The organism is Arthrobacter sp. Z1-15, from assembly GCF_054792395.1.
The window spans coordinates 100385-122019 of sequence record NZ_CP096455.1 but is presented as its reverse complement, the minus strand read 5'-3'; the positions used below and the strand labels follow the sequence as shown (position 1 = coordinate 122019).

16 protein-coding genes and 1 pseudogene are annotated in these 21635 nt (G+C 62.0%); 4 read left to right on the top strand and 13 right to left on the bottom strand.

From position 1 onward, the window contains the following. Positions 1-1255 precede the first annotated feature (1255 nt). Both M1D40_RS18775 and M1D40_RS18770 read right to left on the bottom strand, forming a co-directional pair. Complete coding sequence (locus M1D40_RS18775) at positions 1256-2641, bottom strand: MFS transporter (protein ID WP_461171123.1); 1386 nt, start codon at positions 2639-2641, stop codon at positions 1256-1258. A gap of 777 nt (positions 2642-3418) precedes the next feature. Continuing rightward, complete coding sequence (locus tag M1D40_RS18770) at positions 3419-4048, bottom strand: TetR/AcrR family transcriptional regulator (protein WP_461171122.1); 630 nt, start codon at positions 4046-4048, stop codon at positions 3419-3421. 472 nt (positions 4049-4520) lie between these two features. On the opposite strand from M1D40_RS18770, the gene M1D40_RS18765 reads away from it, so the two are divergent. Further along, the gene (locus tag M1D40_RS18765; protein ID WP_461171121.1) at positions 4521-5312 is read left to right on the top strand and encodes an SDR family NAD(P)-dependent oxidoreductase; all 792 of its coding nucleotides are present in this window, start codon (positions 4521-4523) and stop codon (positions 5310-5312) included. Between the two features lie 237 nt (positions 5313-5549). Beyond that, the gene (locus tag M1D40_RS18760) at positions 5550-5747 is read left to right on the top strand and encodes a hypothetical protein (protein WP_461171120.1); all 198 of its coding nucleotides are present in this window, start codon (positions 5550-5552) and stop codon (positions 5745-5747) included. 380 nt (positions 5748-6127) lie between these two features. Here M1D40_RS18760 and M1D40_RS18755 read toward each other — a convergent pair. Together M1D40_RS18755 and M1D40_RS18750 are read right to left on the bottom strand one after the other, a co-directional pair. Further along, positions 6128-7225 (bottom strand): annotated as a pseudogene (locus M1D40_RS18755) (IS110 family RNA-guided transposase); the annotation flags it as partial. 584 nt (positions 7226-7809) lie between these two features. Beyond that, positions 7810-8475: a TetR/AcrR family transcriptional regulator gene (locus tag M1D40_RS18750; RefSeq protein ID WP_461171119.1), complete on the bottom strand. Its 666-nt coding sequence runs from the start codon at positions 8473-8475 to the stop codon at positions 7810-7812. Between the two features lie 460 nt (positions 8476-8935). Between M1D40_RS18750 and M1D40_RS18745 the strand changes: the two genes are divergently transcribed. Together M1D40_RS18745 and M1D40_RS18740 are read left to right on the top strand one after the other, a co-directional pair. Continuing rightward, positions 8936-9370, top strand: a complete 435-nt coding sequence (locus M1D40_RS18745; protein ID WP_461171118.1) for a TraM recognition domain-containing protein — start codon at positions 8936-8938, stop codon at positions 9368-9370. A 156-nt stretch (positions 9371-9526) separates the two neighbouring features. Then, positions 9527-9814 (top strand): DUF4913 domain-containing protein, encoded by a 288-nt coding sequence (locus M1D40_RS18740; RefSeq protein WP_461171117.1) that lies wholly within the window; start codon positions 9527-9529, stop codon positions 9812-9814. Positions 9815-9888: 74 nt separating this feature from the next. On the opposite strand, the gene M1D40_RS18735 is transcribed toward M1D40_RS18740, so the two are convergent. The 9 genes from M1D40_RS18735 to M1D40_RS18695 form a co-directional block, all read right to left on the bottom strand. Continuing rightward, complete coding sequence (locus tag M1D40_RS18735; RefSeq protein ID WP_461171116.1) at positions 9889-10170, bottom strand: hypothetical protein; 282 nt, start codon at positions 10168-10170, stop codon at positions 9889-9891. Next, positions 10136-10495 carry a hypothetical protein gene (locus tag M1D40_RS18730; protein ID WP_461171230.1) on the bottom strand — a complete coding sequence of 120 codons (360 nt, stop codon included), beginning with the start codon at positions 10493-10495 and terminating at the stop codon, positions 10136-10138. The genes M1D40_RS18735 and M1D40_RS18730 overlap by 35 nt, the downstream gene beginning before the upstream one ends. Then, complete coding sequence (locus M1D40_RS18725; protein WP_461171115.1) at positions 10432-10923, bottom strand: family 43 glycosylhydrolase; 492 nt, start codon at positions 10921-10923, stop codon at positions 10432-10434. Before M1D40_RS18725 ends, M1D40_RS18730 begins: the two co-directional genes overlap by 64 nt. A gap of 171 nt (positions 10924-11094) precedes the next feature. Next, on the bottom strand, positions 11095-13581 hold the full coding sequence (locus M1D40_RS18720; protein WP_461171114.1) for a glycoside hydrolase family 2 TIM barrel-domain containing protein: 2487 nt from the start codon (positions 13579-13581) through the stop codon (positions 11095-11097). Between the two features lie 189 nt (positions 13582-13770). Beyond that, the gene (locus M1D40_RS18715) at positions 13771-15507 is read right to left on the bottom strand and encodes a glycoside hydrolase family 3 protein (RefSeq protein WP_461171113.1); all 1737 of its coding nucleotides are present in this window, start codon (positions 15505-15507) and stop codon (positions 13771-13773) included. 44 nt (positions 15508-15551) lie between these two features. After that, entirely contained in the window at positions 15552-16160 is a 609-nt protein-coding gene (locus M1D40_RS18710) for a GDSL-type esterase/lipase family protein (RefSeq protein WP_461171112.1), read from the bottom strand. A 49-nt stretch (positions 16161-16209) separates the two neighbouring features. Then, a complete protein-coding gene (locus M1D40_RS18705; RefSeq protein WP_461171111.1) occupies positions 16210-18294 on the bottom strand; it encodes a hypothetical protein in 2085 nt (694 codons plus the stop codon). A gap of 95 nt (positions 18295-18389) precedes the next feature. Next, positions 18390-20828 (bottom strand): glycoside hydrolase family 3 N-terminal domain-containing protein, encoded by a 2439-nt coding sequence (locus tag M1D40_RS18700; protein ID WP_461171110.1) that lies wholly within the window; start codon positions 20826-20828, stop codon positions 18390-18392. Then, a complete protein-coding gene (locus M1D40_RS18695; protein WP_461171109.1) occupies positions 20825-21601 on the bottom strand; it encodes an SDR family NAD(P)-dependent oxidoreductase in 777 nt (258 codons plus the stop codon). The genes M1D40_RS18700 and M1D40_RS18695 overlap by 4 nt, the downstream gene beginning before the upstream one ends. Positions 21602-21635 lie beyond the last annotated feature (34 nt).

Genomic DNA, 21635 nt, shown 5'->3' with positions numbered 1-21635 from the left:
GCAGCGGTAACCCATCCGGCAGTAGAACTTCGGTAGCGCTTCCTCATGTTCACCTGTAAGCACCCACCTGATGTACGAGCAACGCTATTTCTCGGCCATGTCATATTCAGGGACGCTCCGCCACGCGTCGGAGGTATGATTGCCCCTGGACCATCCAAAGATATGTCCCTGGTTATCGACTGCCCCCATGTCCTCGTTGCTGGGTATAGAGCGCCCGTATTCAAGATCGTCAGCGGGCTCAGCGGAGCGAATAGTCACGCGATTTCTTCCGGTGGGATCTCTGGGCGTGTTCATGACTCTTGCCCCGGGTTGTGGAGCTGAACGACGTGGTTGCGGAGGTGCTCGGTTAGATAGGGGAGTGTGAACTCCACCTTGCCGCAGCCAGCCGTTCTAAAGTTCGGTCAACGTCTGAGAGGTCGGCCAGCGCGGGGTCCAAGACCATGAATCCAAGCCGTTTGCGTGCAGCCTCAATGCCCCTGCTCAGTGTTTGATCGGTGACATTGCCTACCTTCGAAAGTCGCCAAACGTAATACCCGACGAGCTGGACGAGGAACGGATAGCCTCCGGTGGCGCGGGCCGCACTTGTCAGTTGATTCATCACTGATGGCTACGTTGCTATCCGCGAAGGTTTGACGCAGAGAATCCCTCGCTGCGTCAAAGAGAACAGTGTCGAGCACGATGGGGTCCGCCCGGCGGAGGAAGGTGGCAATTTTATCGTTCAGCAGGTTAGAAATCGCTTGGGGTATCCCGGCCCCAATGAAAGCGATGGGAAGCAGGTGTTAACCCGTAGCCGACAACTGGACGAGTTCGGAGCGATCCACCGAATGGATCTCATCGACTGTGATCACCAAGCCGGTGCTGTTCTCAGTTCAGTCATTCGTTCCCGCAGGTTGACCTGGGAGGCGGGGTCATTCCTGAGTGATGGCGAAAGAAGCTGACTGCACGGTGGTGATATGCCATTTGGACGCCCCTTTGCCCAGTTCGCGAAGGCGCATTTCAGCACCGTGTTTGAGACGCTCAAGCAGACCCGGGGTGGGCGGTGTCTGGTGCCACCCATGTTCAAGGACTGCCTTCTCGGCACGGTGCAGCAGGGCGGTCTTGCCTATCCCTCTGGGCCCGGTGAGTGCTCTGATTCATCGGGAGACCCCGGAGCTGCCCGCGACGAAGATGGATTGGCGGTGAGGTAGGTGGCGTCATCAGACGAAGATCACTCAAGGTGCGCGTCGCTCACAGTGGCCTGTTGGTAGGGCCGGGGTCACGCCGTTGTGGGGATGCGCTCCGTGGCCACCGTGGCCTGCCGTTTGAGGTTGACGGGAAGAATGGTGAGGGCTGCGAGTACGGCGAGGGCAGCGCCGAGATAGTAGACCCACGAGTAGTTGTTCCCGGAGAGGGCTAGCACCAGCCCGGCCGCGAACGGCCCAATAGCTTGCGGAACCGAGTTGGCCAGGCCGAAGATGGCAAGGTATCGCCCGTTCTCGTTCTCCTCGCTCGGCAGGGTATCCAGCGCCAGGGCCTGATCGACGGCGCCGTACACCCCGATCCCGAAGGTGGTCAGCAAGGTGCCGACGATGAACTGTGGGACCGACGTGGCGGTTGCGATGGTGACAGCGCTGGCTGCGAGCAGGATCGCACTGATAACCAGGAAGGGCTTGCGCGAGTGCAGCCTGTCGGAGAGGAAACCGCCCGCGAGGGCTCCGACGATACCCACCACGACGGCGCCGATGCTGACAACTGCGATCAGCGACCCGGCCGCGGCGGGCTCTACTCCCAGCTTGGTCGTGAGCACGAAGATCCCGTAGAGGCTCGTGACTGCGAGGAACGCGTACACGAAGAACTTGCTCAGGACTGTCCAGCCGAAGTTCGGATGTTTGCGCGGGTTGAAGTAGAAGCCCCGGGTGAGGGTCGTCAAGCGGAAGGTGGGAACCTCACCCTCAAACTTAGGGTCGTTCATTGTAGTGGCGAACCACAGGCAGCCAAGTAGTGCGATCGCGGCGGGGATGAGGAACATCAGGGTCAACTGCGAGGTGAAGGATCCGGCCAAGATGATTCCGGCGATCGGGCCCAGTTGGGCCAGCGCGCCGTAGATGCCCATGACCTTACCGCGCTGGGCTTCAGGCAGTCGGTCGCCGAGGAAGATGAGCTGTGCCTGGTTGCTCACCGAGTAGCCGACCAGTGCGATGGTCCATCCCACGATGATCATCGACGACGACGAGGCGAACCCCACGGCAGCGGTACCAGCAGCGCCCACGAGCAGTCCACCGACAAAGAAGCTTCGGCGTCGTCCGAAACGCGACCGTGTGCGATCGCTGAGTACGCCAGCCACTGGATTGGTGACCAGCACAAACGTGGCAGCGACGCCGATGGTCAGCGCCAGGAGCGCGCCCTTGTTGGCCGGGTCCAGTGCGCCGATCTTGATGGGAAGTGAGAAAGCGGCGGGGGTCACCAAGGCCATGAAGAGCGCCAACTGCGCCGCGAAGAGGGCCACCATCTCCTTGGCCGGCATGGTCGCAGCGACCACACCATCAGGCGCCAACGCGTCGCGCAGCTCTTCGGCGCCCCGGGCCTGGGCAACATCCAAGGATATGGATGGAACGGTAGCAGCAGCCGCTACGGGCGTGCTTTGATGATCAGAATTAGACACAACGGAACTCCCTTGTTCGGTCACACGCAGGGGATGGTCAGCGCCTGTCATAGGCACGATCCCGTACAGGCTCGGCGTCAGCGCCGTGTTCTATAGAACTCGAATCGTGATTCGACTCTCTATTAGGCGAAAACGTTAGCACAGGAAATCGAAACGCGTTACGGCTTCTTGGGTTGTGGCTCCGTACGGAGCCAGAAACACTGGGCACCGACCTACCGGACCGGTGTCGAACCGCTTGAACGCAGGAGTTTCGCCGCGTGGTCGCTTCTAAATTTAGCCGCGGAAAAGACGTTTATTAGGATGCACCGCGGGTAAGTGGTTACGCGCCCTCCGGTGCTTTAATGCACCCGAACGAGGCCGGCCGCGTCTCCGTCGCCAAAGCGGTAGTCCACCAACTCACCTCGCCGAGCACCACTTCCTGACGCTCCGTCGACCGTCGGGACTCAATCGAGCGGGCAGCGTCGTCGCGCTCCTGAAGGCCGCTGCAACACCAAATCGTGATCCGGTTTGACTGACCACTAGCTATTGCGAGCACCGGAATCGTGGTTCGGCTTCCCGGTCATGGACTAGTGGAACTCAGTGCGATCAAATTGCCCGCCGAGGTTGATCGACACGAGTACGTATTTCAAATGTAGGGGCCCCGCAGTCGTTACGTAATTCGCCAAGAGGTGCTTGCTACGTGCGTTAGACGTCCGCGAAGGAGGGGACGCAGAGAAAGTTATCGCTGTCCGTGCCGGGCGTAAGTTGAAGCCCACCCGACACCACGAGGCGCGGCCCCTAGGCCCTTGCTGACTCCGTGATGGTGTCGAGGAACTCGTCGATGATGGACTCCATCCGGAAGTGGTCTTGTTCGTACAACCACTGCACCTCGAGCCCGTCGAGCAGGGCTACGAAGATGAACGAAAGAGTCCGCGGATTCATCGGCGTCGATAGTTGTCCCAGATCGAGCATCTCTTCGAAGCGCTCCTGATAGTACGTGCGGAAGGTGCGGTACCTGTCCTGGAAGTACGTATGGGCGGGGTGCTCAGGGTTAGTGGCCTCGGCTGATAAGGACGCGTGCAGGGCTGCGAGTCCTGGTTCGAGTTCGTTGGCCACGACGGTCGCCAGCATCGAGCGCACGGTGTTCTCGGGAGTCAACCCGAGCTTGTCGAGCTCGGCCTGCCATACAGCTGTGCTTCGTTCGTCGCGATAATCGAGCACCGCCAGCAACAGCGATTCTTTGGTTGGGAAGTGATGCAGGAGCCCCGTGTGGCTCATACCGGCGCGGGCGGCAATGTCCTTCATCGTTGCACCATGGAATCCCGACAAGCCGAACTCCTCGATGCACGCGTCGAGAACCTTCTGGCGGATCGCTGCACTCTTCGCGTAGCTTCTGCGCGGGGGCTTCACAGTCTCGGTGAGACTCACAGTTCTTCCTTCCGCCGATCCTCGTTTTCATGATCTTCCTACAGACTACCTGAATGTCGCACTGTGATTCGCTCTTGTGGTAAAGTCCCTGCGAAAGTCGAACTATGATTCGACTTTTAGAGTCGTCGTGCCTGTGTAAACGACGAAGACCGGAGCAAGGAGGATCAGACCTGATCGGTCGTACGGGCGCAGACCTGTAGGGACTACGAACGAGTCCGTCCTGATCTGGCTACACCGCCTACGAAAACTCCAACCCGTATCTCGCAGCGGACCCTGCACGCCCGTCGGACACAACCCGGGCCGCCATCGCAAAGCTCCTGGTTCGAACACGTTGCAGGGGCACCCCATCAGGCAGCCATGGCCAGCAGGTGCCACATAGAGGTGCAGCTCTCAGTTCTCACCACGACCTAGGTGTCGGACAGCCTTCCCTGTCCGACAGCATCACTTCCCACAACACGATCGGATCAACCCCATGAGCAGCAACATTCCCGTTGAGAGTCCTTCATGGACGGAAACCGTTACCGGTGGCCGCTTCGCTGGCAAGACGATCATCGTCACAGGTGCAGGCTCTGGAATCGGTCGGGCAACTGCATCGCGGATAGCCCGCGAAGGCGGACGGGTCATAGCCGTCGATATTTCCCAGCAGCGGCTACAGGAACTCACCGAAGCCCACGCTGGCTTGGACGTCATTACGGTCCAGGGTGACATCACCAGGGACGAGGACATCGCGTCCGTCGTCAATGCTGCTGGTGAACACGTCGATGGTCTGGCCAACGTCGCGGGAATCATGGATGACATGACTCCCGTCCATGAAGTTTCCGACGCAGTCTGGGACCGAGTGTTCGCCATCAATGTCACCGGCACCATGAAACTCACGCGAGCTGTCGTGCCCACCATGCTGGGGCGCGGCACAGGATCCATCGTCAACGTCGTCTCCGAAGCGGCCCTGCGCGGTTCCGCAGCCGGAGCCGCCTACACGGCGTCCAAGCACGCTGTCGCCGGACTCACCAAAAGCAGCGCCTTCATGTACGGGCCCAGCGGCATCCGCGTCAACGCCGTCGCCCCAGGCCCGACCATCACAAACATCCAGACAACCATCGGCTCGGAACTCGGCATCCAACGAATCCAGACCGCCATGCAGGCCATGCCCTCCCCGGTCGAAGCGAACGCAGTTGCAGCGTCCATCACCTTCCTGCTCAGCGACGACGGCGTGAATATCAGCGGGGCAATCCTGCCCTCAGACGGCGGCTGGTCAGCTGTCTAGCGGACAGCCCCTCCGTCCGGCCGCGCCACACCCAACGTGTCGATCATTAACCGTGGAGTCGGCCCGTCGCGGCGGCGTCTATGAGCTGAGGCAGCAGGGCCTGGGGGCTGGGTCGAATATCACCTGCATGCCCGCCTTGCCGGTGAATTGGTGCAGGTTCATCAACGTGTTCTTCCTCGGTGGCGATTACGGTCGCCGCTTTTGCGTCGATGAGCTGCTCTCGCTTGGAATTGGTCCGTGACAGCGCGGACCGGTTTGGTGCTGATCATGTTGGCGATCTGGATGACAGACAGTTTCACACTGCTGGAGGGCGGCCGGGAATACACTGGTGTCGCCGGCACTCAGTCGTGCCAAATCGATATGGCCGCCGAGGCGGTGATGAACGGCATCCAGTCCGCCGCAGCGTCCTCCCATGTCAGCTGTTCAGGATGCTGACCGCTGCAGGGGCAGGGGCGAGCATCAGTTCGCCTGAAGGGCATAGTCGGTCATGGCGAAGGGGGATGACGTCAAGGCATCGCCGACGGCCAGGTCGGAAACGTGGCCCGAACCGGGCCAGGGTAATGTTCCGGACCGGCAACTACCCGTTGTTGACCCGGTCTGCCCGCAATCGCTCGGATACGAGGCTGTGGGAACGGTCGAGGCCGCCCGTACAGAGATGATCGCCCTGCCTGGCTGCAGCCACCGACCTATGCGGCCGGGAAACCGCTAACGAGGAGTTCCTTTATCCCGAACCCTGACGGGGTGTACCGAGAGTGTTCCAAGGGGTGTAATAATTATGTTGTCGCCATAAACATATTAGTTTTTTTTGGGGGGGTATGGCGTTTACCCTCGGTACGTTTGCGGTCGTAATACGCCCTTGAGGGCGGATGATGCCGTGCGGCGAAGGCCGAGAGGAACAGCGCTCGTTTGAGTTTCTTGTTGCCTCTCCGGCTCGGATGTTCACCCCGGATGGAGGTTCCCGAGCGGCGGGTGACCGGGGCGATTCCGGCGTAGGAAGCCAGATGGGCAGCGGAGGCAAAGTGTTTGCCGGTGACTTCGGTGAGGATCCGGGCGCAGGTCCTGACGCCGATGCCGGGCATCGAGGTCAGGACCTCGTAAAGAGGGTGGGCCTCCACCAGGGCTTCGACCTGGTCCGCGATCTCGTCGCGTTGCCGGCGCAGCGCCAGGAGCTGCTCAGCGAGTTTGGGGAGCACGATCCCGGCCGCACCGGTGCCCACGACCACGACGCTCTGCTGGTCCAGGGCCGCGAACACCGCCTCCGTGAGACGATCAGCAGCTCGTGGCGCGTGCTTCTTCAACCGTGCTTTGACGTGTCCGCGGCCGGCGGTCTTCAATGCCGCGGGAGTTGGGTACAGGGTGAGCAGGTCCGCCACCGCCGGGTGGTCCAGGTGCGGGCCCAATGCCCGTTCCAGTGCGGGATGGATCTGGGTCAGGAGTCCGCGGATCCGGTTGGAGGTGGCGGTGATTTGTCCGGCGAGGTCGTCATCGAAGCCGCAGAGCACTCCGAGTTCGGCCAGGGTTTCATCGTCCAGTTCCACCGACCGCAGAGTATGGGGCATGGACCGGGCGGCTTCGGCGATGATCGCTGCGTCCCGGGCATCGGTTTTTGCTTGGCCCGGGTGAAGGTCAGCGATTCGGCGCATCGCCAGGCCCGGCAGGTAGCCCACGGCTGCTCCGGCGGCCTGGGCGACCGCGACGGGCAGTGCACCGATGATCGCGGGTTGATCCACGACGACCAGGACTTAGCCGTGGCCGGCGAGTTTGGTGAGGACGTCCCGGATTTTGGTTTCGTCCTGCGGCAGGGCTTTGTCGTAGAGCTTCTTCCCGGCCCGGTTCAGGGCCACGGCGTGGTGGCCGGTCTTGCCGACGTCCAGGCCAAGGAAAACGTCGATGCTCTCTTGCTCCAAGATCATGATTACGGTAGCTCTCGTGCTGAGACTGACGCGTTGGCTGGTCAGGGCGGCAGGAAGTCGCATCCACGTTACGAATGGCTTCGTTGGTCGTGCCTCTATTAGCGATTCCCCGGCCGCCAAGCCGGTTCCGGTGGCAACACCCCCCCGGATCATGGGCGACTGGGGGCAAAAACCATGCCGGAACCGACCGGCCAACACACCCATATCCTGCATCAGGAACGGGCTACGAAAAAGGTAACGGGGGGCGCTGAGCTGGCCCGAGCGGCCGACCCGGGATCGGGTGGCGTCGTCCTCGTCCCCTACTTCGAGGGTGAGCGGACACCTAATCTGCCGACGGCGAAGGCGAGTGTGCATAACCTCAGGTGCCTATTCTAAGCGCCAATGTCCACCTCCCATCAAGTGCCCGGTTGGATGAGTCGGAAGGGATGTCTGGTGCACGCCGACACGTGATCACTGCCGACACACGAACACTGTGAGCCGGCGCGGTGACTGAGCGACGTCGCGAAACCGTTGTCAGGACCAGCGTAGGATGGCCTGTAAGTCAGGCCCTCCGGCCCCATATGGCGGAGGATGGATGTGGCGCATTAGGAGAGCATCCGGAGCGCCATGTCACCGTACTGGGCGGAGGCATCATCAAGACTCACAATCACCCGTCCATCAGCCATCTGAAGAACCATTCCCAACTCGGGAAGGTCGGCCCAGGACGGATACTCGGTCTGATGAAGAAACGACGTTGCCAACCGGGTCCCCATCTCCAATAAGGCGACTGTCGCAATGAGGGCATCTGTACGTCTGTCGAACTCCCCGCTCCTTTGGCCGTCGACGATGAGCGACCGCAACTGAGTGAAGTGAGTATTCTGAAGCACTTCTACTCGGGCGAGGCTATCCGGATCAAGCGATAGTTTTTCACGGTCTGTGATGGCGGCCTGACGACCATGTCGGAGCAGGTATTCCAGCCGTGCGGTTGATGCCGCGTAAAGCGCATCACTCGCGGATCGTCGGCCCTTGACCGCCTCGTCGAAGGTTTCGAGCATTTCAATCTCGTAGGTGATGATGATGGCAGAAAGAATCTTTTGCTTCGAAGGCCAGTGGTTATAAAGGCTTGCAGGAACAAGTCCGACGGCAGCGGCAATATCTTCCATACCAGTGCCGCTATAACCTTGGCGAGCGAAAAGAGTGACGGCAGCGTCCTGAATTTCGATCCGTCTCGTTCCAATTTTCCGTTGTTCTTTCACTTTCCCAGCGGGCATGGCGAAATCCTACCTCTCGTTTCATCACCTATGTTGGTCAACCTGCGGGACGACGCCAACACTGTGAAGTATGGGAGCGGGCGCGGATTCGTACGAGACTCAGATTATGAGGCTTCAGCCGCTGAGGCCGAGCGTCTGCCCCTTGATAGATTACGCCTCATAGAATGATGGTTGCACGGTGAGGCAGGCTGAATCCTCAGGCCCTTACCAACCCGGCCGAGGAGGGTGGCGTCCGTGTCCTACTGCACGGCGCTTGTGTCTTTGAGGGCCAACGCCAGCGAGACTGAGATGCACGTGATTCCGTGGTTTTCAGGAGCTAAGTGACGCGACGTCGATGTTCGGACCCTCCTGTCCCGCATTGTGGGCTTGTGGGAGCGCGTCGTTGCTCTCGCTGTATTGATCCTAGTCTGGGATCGCGGCACACTTCCGTATCGCTTTAGCGACAAAGTTGCTCGCGGACATGCCCGTGCTTGTTGCACGCCGCGGTGCCTCACGCGTTTTCCTTGCACCCCGGCGAGCCGGCGGACGGTTGCAGGTACCGCTGGTCGCTGACCTGGACGAGGTCGGAAACGTCGTCAAACTTAAGCAACTGCCCAAGTGGTATCCGTTCTTCGGGTCCATGGGCATCGTCGTCAGCGCCTACTTCCAGACCCGTGGGCAGGGGATAGCCATGCTCAAGCGAACGGGATGGGACACCCTGCAGACCCAGCGCCGGGACATCATGTCCGTTGCTCAGCTCGCCGAACTGCCCACCGACAGGGCGTGGGCTCAGACCTCCAACGGAGGCGGAACCATCGTCCGCACCGTGCCCTGGTCCCGTGACAAGGCCATCACCGCCCGCATCGGAAACACCGTCGAACGTATCAAGGCGACACAGGCCGGGCAACACGCATGACCGAGCCCAAAGACGACACCACATCGGCCCCTGAACCTAACGGTTACGGCGGCGAGGCAGAGGACTTCCCACTTTCACACCCGAGGAGTTGGCGGACTGGGTGGAGGGCCTGGCTGCGATGCTCGAATCGGTCGACCGGTCCCAGAATCAGTACAGGTGCTCCCAGTGGTGGAACCACCCCGAAGCCGTCGACAGGGGCTCCGGGGCCTGTATGAGCAATGGCTCGAAGCACAAGCCAGCGGTCGGATGTCGTCATGGTGGATCGACCACTACGACCGCCACGCCACCGTCCTGTTCGCCAAACGGGGTCCGTTCGACGAATGCGGGACGACGCATGTGGGAATGACAGCTCGTCGTGTCCTGGCAACAGAGCAACCACCTGTTGGGGTGGTGAGAGCCCCGCACCTCCTGCTCTGCAGAGCGGCGTGTAGTGATCACGACTGAGAGAAAAGAGAAGCCTTGTATTGCAGTATTGCAAACATTCTCTTTCGCTGCAGTTGATCAGGTAAATGCGATATTCATGCTGGTGCAGGGGACTGGTGCCCGGTTGCCGGTCCAATCCGCAGGGCTACTTCTACCTCAGCAGTGTCGACTGTGAGGCCGTACCAGTGCTCGTCGTCGATTCTTACCGCGAACCGCACCCGCGCAGAAGTAATCTCGAGGGTCACCTCAGCGCTCCACTCGAGATCCCGAATGCGCGTGGCAAGCACCGCTGGAACCTCATCAACATGCGGTTCCAGCACAACGCCCATGCTCTCGTCGCGCTCAAACCGTTCCGGCCAGCGCCAACGGAAACTCACCGTGGATCCAGCTCAGCCGCGTCGAAGGTCTCAGTGAACGAGTTGTCTCGCGAGGGCACTTCGAAGAGTGCCTCGTGGACAACGGGCCAGCCGTCCACCCAGTCGATCCCGGCCAGGAATGTCTCTCGGCCGTTCGTGTGAAAGCCCGGCGTCTGACCTCGAGGGCGGACGCCCAGGTACACCACCCCCAGGTACCCTCGGTCAGTTGGAACAGATCAGCGTGCCCGGTATTTTGCCCTGGATGGGGCTGACTGCGGTGAGTCAATATTGGGTTGTGGGGAGCTGGTTCCCAATCACCGTCCAACGTCCGTGCCCGCGCGAGGATGACGGCGTGACCTCGTTCGGTTCCCCCTTCAGCCAGGAGCAGATACCACCAGCCGTCAATGGTTCATCGAGAAGGTCACCCGGGGTGAGATCGATCGGTACTGACGCGATACCGTGCAATTCCGGTTGGAAGTTCGACCACGTGAGGGCAGGTGCCTTCCTCATCCCAGCACAGATCAGGGTCGATTCCCGCCGTGATGCCAGGCGGTGCGCGTACACGCCGCTGTTGGGTCTGCCGGCGTTCGGAGGCAGCTGCGTGGGCCGGGTGAGGGCAGCACCGATCTGCTCCCATGTGACCAGGTCGGTGCTGCGGGAGATAGGAATCCCTGGCGGGTACTCGAAGCTGGAGTTCGCGATGAAGTACTCGCCTCCCACCCGGCAGATCAACGGGGGGGGGAAGAAACCATGGATGATTAGCGGCGTTGTCATGACTGGTCCGTCTCCAACTTTGTTCTCGATTCGAGGCGCTGCCGCAGCCATTTGCGTCAGTTGTTCAGTTGTGCCAAGGATTGCATCACCACGTGGGCCAGGGAATGGGTCAGGGAAAGTCCCGTGCTGTGCAGGATTGCCGATGTCCCCTCTTTTCCCCGGGATCGGGAATCAGATGCTGCCACCGTCCGAGTCGTTGCCGGGTGCGACTGCCTGCAGCAACGAGGTCGCTTGAGGGTACCCGTCTGCGGAAACCGTGACGGTGACGTCTCCCGGACCGGTGGGCCGGATGATGGCAAGGGCTCGTCCGTCAAAGGTTGTGTGTTCTGGCGTGTTGAAGCGCTCCTCCGTGTCGGGACGTCCACTTCCCAGCGCCTGCAGCACAGCGGGGCCATCCACAAAGACGCGGACGGGCGTGTCGAGCGCACTTGCCAGGTTGCCGTTGCCATCGCGCAGCTCGATGGTGATGAAGCTGAGGTCGCGGTCGTCGGCCTGGAGTTCGGTGCGGTCGGGTGTGACGACGAGCTGGATTGGCCCGTCAGCTGAGTGAAGTGATGTGCGGGCGATCGGCGTGCCGTCACGGTAGGTGATGGCCTCGAGCGTCCCGGGCTCGTACGCGAGGTCGAACTCGGTCAAAAACGGTCTGGAGCTGCCTGGCTTTGCCCGACCGACACTTTGCCCGTTGAGCAGCAGCTCAATTTCGTCGCCATCGCCGTAGACCTCGACGTTGATGGGGGAGCCCGCTTCGATGTCCCAACTCCAACTCGCGATGGAGTCACTCCATGCCCACATGCTGGGCAGAACGGATCTGCCATGGTTCTCTGGGCGCAGAACAGCGATGTATGGGTCGGTTCGCAAGCCGAACACGATCTCGCGGTAGTAGGACATGGGTCGCCGGTGGCCAGTGATATCAAGATCGCCGACATGGGCTGCGATCCATGGGTACGGTGCTACGAACTCGGGGGCGTCGGCGTATTGGGTTCGGCCAAGTCCTACCTCACCCAGGTAGTCCCATCCGGTCCAGGTGAAGTCCCCGAGCACGTGGGAGTTGTTTAGGACGAGCTGCCAGTTGTTCGCGATGCGCGGCGGGTACGTTTCGGTGCCCACGATCGTTCGATTCGGGAACAGAGTGCGGTCGAGTTCGTATCGCGCGTCCCCATAATTGAGGCCGGCGACATCGAGCACCGAGAAGGACGCTTCGGTGCGCTCGGACACCATCGGGGTGACGTTCAGCTGGTCGATGAAGCCAGCGAGGTTCATTAGCGCGTTCACGCCGCCGTCGGCCCCGGCGTCGGTGCCACTACCACTACCTGTGTCGGTACCGGTTGCGGTTGAATGCAGTTGAGCGACAACCTCATTGAGAAGGGCGACGAAGGGGTTGATTCCGTTCGTCACGAGCCGGGTGTCGTCGAGGGATCGCACCTTCTCAGCGAGCGTCCTACCCCATTCAGCCCCGAGAGAGCTGCCTGTCTCGAAGATCTCATTGCCAATCGAGTAGAAGATGACGCTCGGGTGGTTGAAGTCCTTTTCGACCAGCGCTTCGATGTCGCGCTCCCACCACTCGGGGAAGGAAAGAGCGTAGTCGAAGGTGGTCTTCCCTTCCGTCCAGACGTCTGTGGTTTCGTCCATGACGATCATTCCGAGCCGGTCGCAGGCGTCTAGCATCGCGGGGCTGAGGGGATTGTGTGCACTGCGCAGGGCGTTGAATCCTGCTTCCTTCAGCAGCTCGACTCGCCGTTCCTCGGCGCGCCTGATCGTGGCTGCGCCAAGCGGCCCGTTGTCGTGATGAACGCAGGCTCCCCGGAGTTTGACGGTGTCCCCGTTGATCCGTAGACCGTGGATCGGATCGAGTCTGATGGATCGGATGCCGAAGTTGGTCGATATGGTGTCGAGAGTGCGGTCGGCCGTTTCCAGGATGGTTCGGGCGGTGTACAGGTGGGGTGTGTCAATGTTCCAGAGCGCGGGCTGTGGGACAAAGAGCCGCTGCCTCACCACACCGGAGGCGCCGGCCCGCAGGGTGATGGGGGCCGAGTCCCGGGCGACCAAGCTGTCATCGGGTCCGTGCAGTTCCGTGCGTACGCGGACCGTGGTCGTGGTCGTGCCCTCATTCGAGACAGGAGTCACTACGGACACCCCTGCTCGCTCGTGGTCGATGTCAGGTGTCGTGATGCGCACTCCGGACTGATCAACGTGCACGAGGTCGACAACCTCCAACACCACATCCCTGTAAATCCCGGCGCCCGTGTACCAGCGCGAGTCCTCGTGGGTGCGAACGTCGACTCGGACAGTGTTGGTCTCCCCGTACCGCAAGAACGGGTCAAGGGCGACCCGGAAGGGAGTGTACCCGTTGGGCCGCTGGCCTGCGTAATCGCCATTGATGTAGACCATCGCGTCCCTGTAGACGCCCTGGAACTCCAGCGAGACGCGTTTGGATTTCCATTCCTCAGGCGCGTTGAACGATTTGGTGTACTGAAAGGCTCCGTCGGGGAAATACCCCGTGTGCCGGGAACCTGCCGCATCGGTATGACGTGTGACGTCAATGAGCGCATCATGGGGCAGCGTGACGGTGATACCGTCATTCCCAACACTCCCGATAGCTTCGAACGGACTGGTCTTGAGGCTTACCTGCCAGTTGTCGTTGAATGAAGATGTACTCATCATGTGCTCCTAGATTGTGCGACGTTAAACGACGGTCGCCTGCATTGGGTGGCCGGTTGCTGCAGGGCAAGGACATTGTTGGCTTGGCGGTCGTCTCGCGATCGCGGCGAACGACTCGAGACGTACCGCCTTGATACATACAGACGCGAGCCAATCGGCCCTGCTCAGGGGAAAAACAGCACCGCTGGGTTAGCCTCCAAAGCGCAACCCGAAGCCGAACCGGAACGTGGGGCTTGCGGTGTCGAACGGAGTGTCCGGACGGGAGTCTTTGACTGCCTGCATGGAGGAGGGGACGTCGAAGGGAAGGTTGCCCTGCGGCTCAAGTTCGCCGAACAGGGTCTGCAGCAGCACAGTGTCGGACGAGCCGAAGTTGGCAATGAGGCCCGAGGCAAGATCCGTCACGGGAGCGAGGATCGCGGGGCGGTCCAGGTACACGTCGACGATGAGCGGCGCCGCGTTGGCGATGGTTGCCAGGTGCTCGAGCTCGTCGTCTGGGAAATCGAGTGAACCGGCGTGGAAGAAGGACTCCAGGCTCATTTCCTCACCGCGCTGCTCCCAAGGGGCTGAAGTGCGTACGATTGCTACGTCTGCTTCCTCCGGTGTTGCAACGGGGGTGGCCCAGCGCGTCAGCGCCTCGGTATCCATTCCCTCGGCGTACACCTTCAGTCCGGGGCCCAATGGCAGGTGTGTGGCACCCTGGTCGTTTTTGAGCAGAACCTGGGCGGCAGCTTGGGCGCGTTCGCCCTCCTCGCGTACTTCGGGGGCGCCGACAATCATGTCGGCAGCGTCCGCGTCGACGAACGGGTTGTCGAAGAGTCCGAGCCGGAACTTCTCTCGCAACAGCCGGCGGCAAGAGGCGTCGATACGCGTTTCGGGAATCTGCCCGGTCCGCACCAGGCTGGTCAGCACGTCGGTGGCGGTCTCGCCGCCGAACTGGTCGACTCCAGCGTCGATTGCTTTGATCATGCGCTGCTCGAATGTCAGGTGCTCCACTCCCCAGGGCCGGTCGGACAGGATGGCCCAATCGGTGCAGATGATCCCGTCGAAGCCCAGTTCATTGCGCAGCAGATCTGTGAGGATCTGCCGGTTGTAGCTGAAGGCCACTTCCTCGTAGTCGGTGCCGACCGGCATGCCGTAGTACGGCATGAGCTGAGAGACACCGGCCTTAATGGCTGCCCGGAACGGTTCCAGGTGCAGGTCGAACTTTCCACCGGGATATACCTGCTCGCGACCGTACGGGAAGTGAGGGTCTTCCCCGTCCTTCTGCGGACCGCCGCCGGGGAAGTGCTTGGCCATGACTGAGACAGACTGGTGGCCGACGCTGTCGCCGCCTTGGAGGCCTTGGATGTAGACGACGGCCAGGCGGGACGTGAGCTCGGAGCTTTCCCCGAAGGTCGATGACGCGCGCGCCCAGCGCGAGTCGGTCGCCAGATCGATCTGGGGGTGCAGCGCGGTGCGTAGACCGACCGCGAGGTACTCGGTGCGTACGACCTCGGCCCAGCGGCGAACAATGTCCTCTTCCCCGATGGAGGCGAAGCCCATAGGCTCGGGCCACTGCGAGAACGGCCCGGCAATGAGCGTCGCAGCCGGATTATTGCTGAAGGAGTGTCGCGGGTCGGTCGAGATGGTCGCAGGAATCTGCAGGGGCTGCTCACGGTAGGCGCGCTGCAGGGCATTGTTCCACTGGGCGAGCTCGCGAGCCGAGCTCGCCCACAGGATATTCGCATGGCTGATGCCGCGTGCGATGAGTTCCCGATTAGTGTGGGGGGCGAAATGGTCGGAGGCGTCCAGGTCTCCGACGACGGCGATGGGTTGGAACATCAACCCGACCTTGTCCTCGACCGCCATACGTGACAGCAGGTCTTCCACCCGCTGGTCGATCGCCAAGCTGGAGTCCTGGTACGGGTAGTTGATGGGGTTGGTCATCACATTCCTATCAGTATGTGGGCGGTGCTGAATGGGGGGTCTTATCAGTGCTTTGTTGGCGGAAGAAGTGGTCGGAGCAGATCGGTCCAAACCCGGTAGCCCGTCCCGTTAAGGTGGAGCCCGTCCTCGGTCAGATCGCTTCGTAGTGAGTCCCCGTCGGCGAAAGCTGGACAAAGGTCTACGTACTCGGCGTTGGGGGTAGCCTCTGCGATCTGCTGGTACTGGGCGTTCAGTGTCTTGATGCGGCCGCTGTACTTGGCTTGGCGGGGCATGACGCTTTGCAGCATGATGTGCGCCCCCGGTGCATGCGCTTGGATGGCTTCGATGATCGCTTTGACGTTGGTGACGATCTCGTCCGTTGTGCGCCCGCCGCGAATGTCGTTCGTCCCGATCAGTATGAAGACTGTGGTGGGGGAGTTACGGATCGCGACGTCGATGCGTTTCAGCACTCCGGCCGACGTATCGGCATCTATGCCTCGGTTGACGACAAGGTGTTCTGGGAACCACTCGTGCCACAGCCCGCCTTCGGTGATGCTGTCGCCGATGAATACGAGGGCTCCGGTTGAAGGGGACAGTTCCTCGAATTGGGATGCCTTCATCCGGTGGGCGGGTTCGAGGAATTTCCGGTCGATGAACTTCCCAATCAGTGACATGCAGAATCTTCTTTCCGTTCTCGGTCGATGCTGGGTGGCAGCAGGGCATTCACGGCAGTTCCGGGAAACCTTCAGCTTGCACCGTCCAGCCGTTGGCTGATGGGAGGGATGGGTCGGAAGCGAGGCGGGCGACGGCGAGCAAAACACTTCCATTACCGGGCAGGTAGAGAGGAAGAACCCCGCCCATATGGGGGTTGTGGCCCACCAGCGTGTAATGGTTCTTCGTCTCGTCGCGCACGAGGGCGTCGAAGGCTGTGTCCGTTCGTCCGAGGCGACTGGCGGTGAGCGCGATCATCGGGAAGTCCCACCCCCAGGCGGAGTGCCAGTCCCAGGTGGCCAGGACGTCGTCCAGGGTGGCAGACATGATGTCGGGCTCGATCAACGGGTTCGGTGGGACGACTCCGAGCGCCGCCAGCAGTGACGGGTGGTCATCACGGCGAGCCTCGACGTCGTTCGCGACGGCCGCGTAGCGACCATCGACGACGCGTGGGGCAGCCAACTGCTCCTGAACCCGAAGCCAGTCGGCGCGCGCGGGCCTGCCGCTGCGGGCTTGCCACTTGGACGCGATGTCCAGGCCCCACCACCAGTAACTGAGCTCGAACGTCGGATCGATCGTCGAGGCGGCATCGTAGAACTCCTGGGCAGGCATGACCGGCGGACCCAGGTGGAAGCGGCCGTCCCGAAGCTCGGCGAACGACGCCATGAAGTCCGCGGTCGCCTCGACGAGCTCGGCGTACCCCTCAAGCAGTGCTGCACGCCGATCCTCGCTGGACGCGTGCCAGAGGAGCTCGAGCAGGTGCAGTACATGGGGTTGCTGCCAGATCAGCAGGGAACCGATCGGGCTGGGGCTCTCCCGGCCGTCGGGACCGACCTGCTTGGGCCATCTGACGCCGTCATACCCTTGCGATTCTGCGGTGGCGCGAGCTGCGGGCATGATCTGGCGGTACCAACCAAGGCTGCGCTCCAGCAGCTCCGGTCGTCCCCACGCAGCGAAATGCGCGGCATGCCAGAAATGCATCTCCAAATGGCTTTTGCCCTGCCACGAGTTCGTCACAAGCCCGGTCTCCTGCGGCGGCATGACGCCGGCTGAATGGACTCGAGTGAGGTACTGCGAGAGCACGACGCGGCGTTCGAGCTCAGCGGCGCGCGGATCGGTGCTGCTGCTCAGGTCAACTGCTGCCCCGGACCTCCAGAACGACTCCCACGATACGGTGGACCTCGCAGCGATGCCGGCGAAATCCGACCCAGATGTCGGGACACCCTCAGGCTGAAATGTGACCACCACGTCGATGCTGGTGGAGCCGGTCGTCAGGGCGAACGCGTGCGGGTCTGGGCTCGACGCGACCGTCCCGTGTGAGGACATAACCGTGACCGAGTACCGGGTGTCGTCGGCAGTGCGCTCGATCTGGGCGTATCCGAATCGACTTTCGGTGAGCGATGACTGGTGCTGGTCGGGGACGCTCCAGTCATCCGTCTGGAAGAACCCGTCGTGGGGGTAGGGGAAGGCGATCTGCACAGCGGCCCGCTGGTCGGCCAGTAGTGCGCTGGTGATGCGGAAGGCTACGGTCGCGTCGTCGGGTGAGGCTACGGTGACAACCTCCACGCGCTCCCCTTGGTAGGCGAATTCACTGCGTAGCGTCCCGGTCCATAGATCCAGGCTCTGCCGCGTACCAGCGAGCTCACTGGGGTCGGTGATCGCCGCTCCGTCCTGGTTGGGACGTAGGAGCAGTCCGACACGACCCAGATCGACGCGCTGCGGGTTGGTGTGTAACCATGCCCCTGCCCGGTGCTCCTCCGTGAGGTGACCGGCCATAGCAGCTTCCATGTCGTACTTACCGGGGTAGGGGACCGAGCCGCGGGGAGTGTCATACGTGGTCATCGCGTCCTGAAGGGTGAACCCCTCAGGATTGGGCATGTTATGCCATGCCCAGGTGGACATGGTGGCCGTGTTGACTGCCACCTCGCCCTTCATCATGGCCGCCAGCGGATCGTGGAAGCGCTGGAACGTCTGCATCCCAGTGATATCGGCGGTGAACGCGAAGTCCCCGTTGCCGACCGACAGCACGTGCTGAGGATCTGGCGTTGTCACGTGCACATCGTGACGCGCGACGACGGCTTGCCGATCAATGGTCATGAGGGTCCTCCGACTGCAATTGAGCTGCTGTGCTTGTTGGACGATGGCAAAGCCCATCGGGCGTCGGACGCCAACGGCCACCTTCACCCGCTGGGTCAGCGGTGAGCATTGACCTGTGTCGGCGCCGGGAGCACTGCCGACGTGCTGAGGTAGGCGCGGCGTCCTTCAAGATCGACCGCGTCTCCGGTGAGCAGTACGGAGCCCTGTGCTGGAGTCTCATCTGAACTGCCCCCGGCCGCGAGTGCCATAGAGCCCGGTTCAAGGATGAAGCGACCGTCGACACCGCTGTACCCGAGTTGGCTCGTCGGCACCGTGAACTGCACGGTCGCGCTTTGGCCCGCGGCTAGGGCGACCCGTGTGAATCCGATGAGTTGCTGGGCAGGTCGCGTGACTCGCGCGGCGTTCTGTGAGGCGTAGAGCTGCACGACTTCCACTCCGTCTCGGTCTCCGCTGTTGCGGAGCTCAACGGACGCCACAATCGAACCCCCGTCCGCGGGCACAGCATCAGCCGCAAGCTGCAGCTCTCCGTACTCAAACGTGGTGTAGGACAACCCGTGACCGAACGGGAAAAGCGGCGTGATCTCCAGGTCCATGTATTTGAAGCTGTCACCTGGGCTGCGACGATATCCGCTGCCTCGTTTCTGCGAGACGTACAGCGGCAACTGCCCGGTGGCCCTCGGCATGCTGTAGGGCAACTTACCGGAAGGGTTCGTGTCGCCGAGGAGCGTCGAAGCCAGGGCCGCGCTGCCGTGGGGGCCGGCGTAGTAGTTGGTCAGGATGGCATCGAGTTTTGGCTCTATCGCGGAGATGGCAAGCGGTCGTCCTTGGTAGAGGACTGCTACGAGAGGTGTTCCGGTGGCATGTAGAGCCTCGACGAGGGCGACCTGGTGATCCGGTAATTCAACCCGTGCCACGTCCGTTCCCTCGCCCTCGGTGATGCGGGTCCCGAACCAACCGGCCTTACCACCGATGGCGAGGACGACGACGTCTGCTTCCTGCGCGAGAGCGACTGCTGCCGCGAGATCCTGCGGGTCGTCGGGATGGATACCGACGCCCTCGACTGACTCGACGGTAGCGCCCGGCGCTGTGGCTCGGATGGCTTCCGTGAGCGTCTGGGCGCCGTACACGTGTCGGGCGACGTCTTCGCTGTCGACCTTCATCAGCTCTGCTAGTGGAGAAGGGCCCGTCTCAGCGGCTTCTGGTGATGAGGGTTCCAACATGCTGTCAAGACCGGCCATGCGCGATTCCCCTGTCGCGAGGCCCTTGAGCATGTCGATGGTAGCCGGGTAGGTGTACGCCGCGAAGTTGACCATGACCGAGTTGGCGTGCGGTCCGATCACCGCGATACGACCGGACTTTGCCAGAGGCAGCCGCCCATCGTTCTTCAAGAGCGTCACGGATTCCTCGGCCAGCTCCCGCGACAGGGCAATGCCTTCTGTCTGAAGCGAGCTCAACTCAATACTGTCGGTGCTTGCGTATGGGTTTTCGAACAGGCCCAGCTTGAACTTGTCGACAAGGACCCGGCGCACCGCATCGTCGAGGATGGACTCCTCGAGGCGCCCTTCGCGGATCGATTCTTCAAGAGTTTTGTAACCGTTGGTGATGGGCAGCTCGACGTCGAGGCCGGCGGCGAGAGCGAATTCCCCAGCCTCGGCCAGAGAGGACGCGACGCCCTGGCGGGTGTGCAACATCTCGACGGTGCTGTAGTCGGAGATCACGCTGCCGGTGAAGCCCATGCGGCCACGAAGAAGGTCCGTGAGCACCGCATGGCTCGCCCCTACCGGGACACCGTCGATCTCGGAGTAGGAGTTCATCACGCTTCCGAGACCTGCGAGCTTGATGGCCGCTTCGAACGGCGTCGCGTACACGTCGTACAGCTCGCGGGGGCCGAAGTGCGTCGCAGCCATGTTCTGCCCCGCCTCCGTCAATGCATACCCGAGGAAGTGCTTCGCTGTGGCGAGGACACCGGTTGTGAGGTCCTCTCCTTGAAGACCTTGCACGAATGCCACGCTCATAGCGCTGACCAGGTACACGTCTTCACCGTAGGTTTCGTGCACTCGTCCCCAACGGGCGTCGCGGGCCACGTCGAGAACGGGTGACAGTGCCTGCAGTACCCCGACGGATCGCATCTGTCGCCGGATCACTTCGGCCATCGTTTTGACCCGTTCCGGATCCCATGATGCGGCCAGGCCGATCGCGGTCGGGAACGAGGTGTAACCGGCTGCCACAAACCCGTTGAGGGCTTCGGCGTGCATGATGGCCGGAATGCCAAGCCTGGTTCGTTCGACGAGGTAGTTCTGCATCTCATTGACGGCACCCGCAGTCTGCTGAGGATCAGCCCCAGTGGCGGCGCCGGCAATATGTCCGATCCCATCAGACAGGTATCGGTCGAGAGCAGCCGGATCCACCCCGTCCGCTCCAACGAGGGAGAAACCCATGACCGACCCGACTTGCCGCGCCTTCTCGGCGAGCGTCATCCTTGCAAGCAGCTCATTGGCGCGTTCGACCGGCGACAGGAAGCTCTGATGATTCATCGGGAAACCCCCGAGCCGCCCGCGACGAAGATGGATTGGGCGGTGAGGTAGGTGGCGTCATCGCTAAGCAGGAAAGAGACGAGAGCTCCGACGTCTTTCTCGGCGTCACCGATTCGCTTCAGCGGCACGGTATCCATGGCGGCTTGGAACGCTGCCGGATCACTGGCCTTCCAATGAATCGTACCTTCTGTCTCGGCGAAGGGCAGGATGACGTTGACCCGAATGTTATCGGCGCCCCACTCAAGCGCTGCTACGCGCGAGAGCCCGCGGATGGCTTCCTTAGCCGTGCCGTAAGCGGCGAAGCCCGGTTCTCCAGCAGCGCCGGCGCCCGAGCCGAAGTTCACGATCGACCCGCCACCAGCTACGGCGAGGTGCGGGTGTGCGGCTTGCATGAGCTGGAACGTCGCACGAGGACCTGTGCTGTAGGCGAGGTCGAAGTCCTCGGTGCTCTGGGAGGTCATGGGTGATGGTGGCTTGATGGCCATGGCGTTGTTGACCAGCCCGGTGAGGGCGCCGAAGTGCTCCACGGCTGCGCTGACGATCTCGGTCGCTGCATCGGGATCCCGCAAATCGGCAGCGACGCTGTATACTTCGGCGCCCTGCGCTGTCAGTTCCTCGCGGGCATCGGTAACCGCATCGGGGAGGATGTCAGTGAGGAGGAGGCGGGCACCGTCGCGTGCGAGGGTGCGGGCAATTCCGCGTCCGACTCCGCGGCCACTTCCGGTGACGATGATGACTTTTCCGGTGAGGGAGCCGGGGTGTGTGTAGGACATATTTTCCTTCCAAGGCGGTGCAGTCGAGCTGTGG

Bases quoted from the DNA above. Each gene is read 5' to 3' on its own strand.
- M1D40_RS18765 (WP_461171121.1), top strand. From the start codon at position 4,521: ATGAGCAGCAACATTCCCGTTGAGAGTCCTTCATGGACGGAAACCGTT.
- M1D40_RS18750 (WP_461171119.1), bottom strand. From the start codon at position 8,475: ATGCCCGCTGGGAAAGTGAAAGAACAACGGAAAATTGGAACGAGACGG.
- M1D40_RS18745 (WP_461171118.1), top strand. From the start codon at position 8,936: ATGCCCGTGCTTGTTGCACGCCGCGGTGCCTCACGCGTTTTCCTTGCA.
- M1D40_RS18725 (WP_461171115.1), bottom strand. From the start codon at position 10,923: ATGACAACGCCGCTAATCATCCATGGTTTCTTCCCCCCCCCGTTGATC.
- M1D40_RS18720 (WP_461171114.1), bottom strand. From the start codon at position 13,581: ATGAGTACATCTTCATTCAACGACAACTGGCAGGTAAGCCTCAAGACC.
- M1D40_RS18715 (WP_461171113.1), bottom strand. From the start codon at position 15,507: ATGACCAACCCCATCAACTACCCGTACCAGGACTCCAGCTTGGCGATC.
- M1D40_RS18710 (WP_461171112.1), bottom strand. From the start codon at position 16,160: ATGTCACTGATTGGGAAGTTCATCGACCGGAAATTCCTCGAACCCGCC.
- M1D40_RS18705 (WP_461171111.1), bottom strand. From the start codon at position 18,294: ATGACCATTGATCGGCAAGCCGTCGTCGCGCGTCACGATGTGCACGTG.
- M1D40_RS18700 (WP_461171110.1), bottom strand. From the start codon at position 20,828: ATGAATCATCAGAGCTTCCTGTCGCCGGTCGAACGCGCCAATGAGCTG.
- M1D40_RS18695 (WP_461171109.1), bottom strand. From the start codon at position 21,601: ATGTCCTACACACACCCCGGCTCCCTCACCGGAAAAGTCATCATCGTC.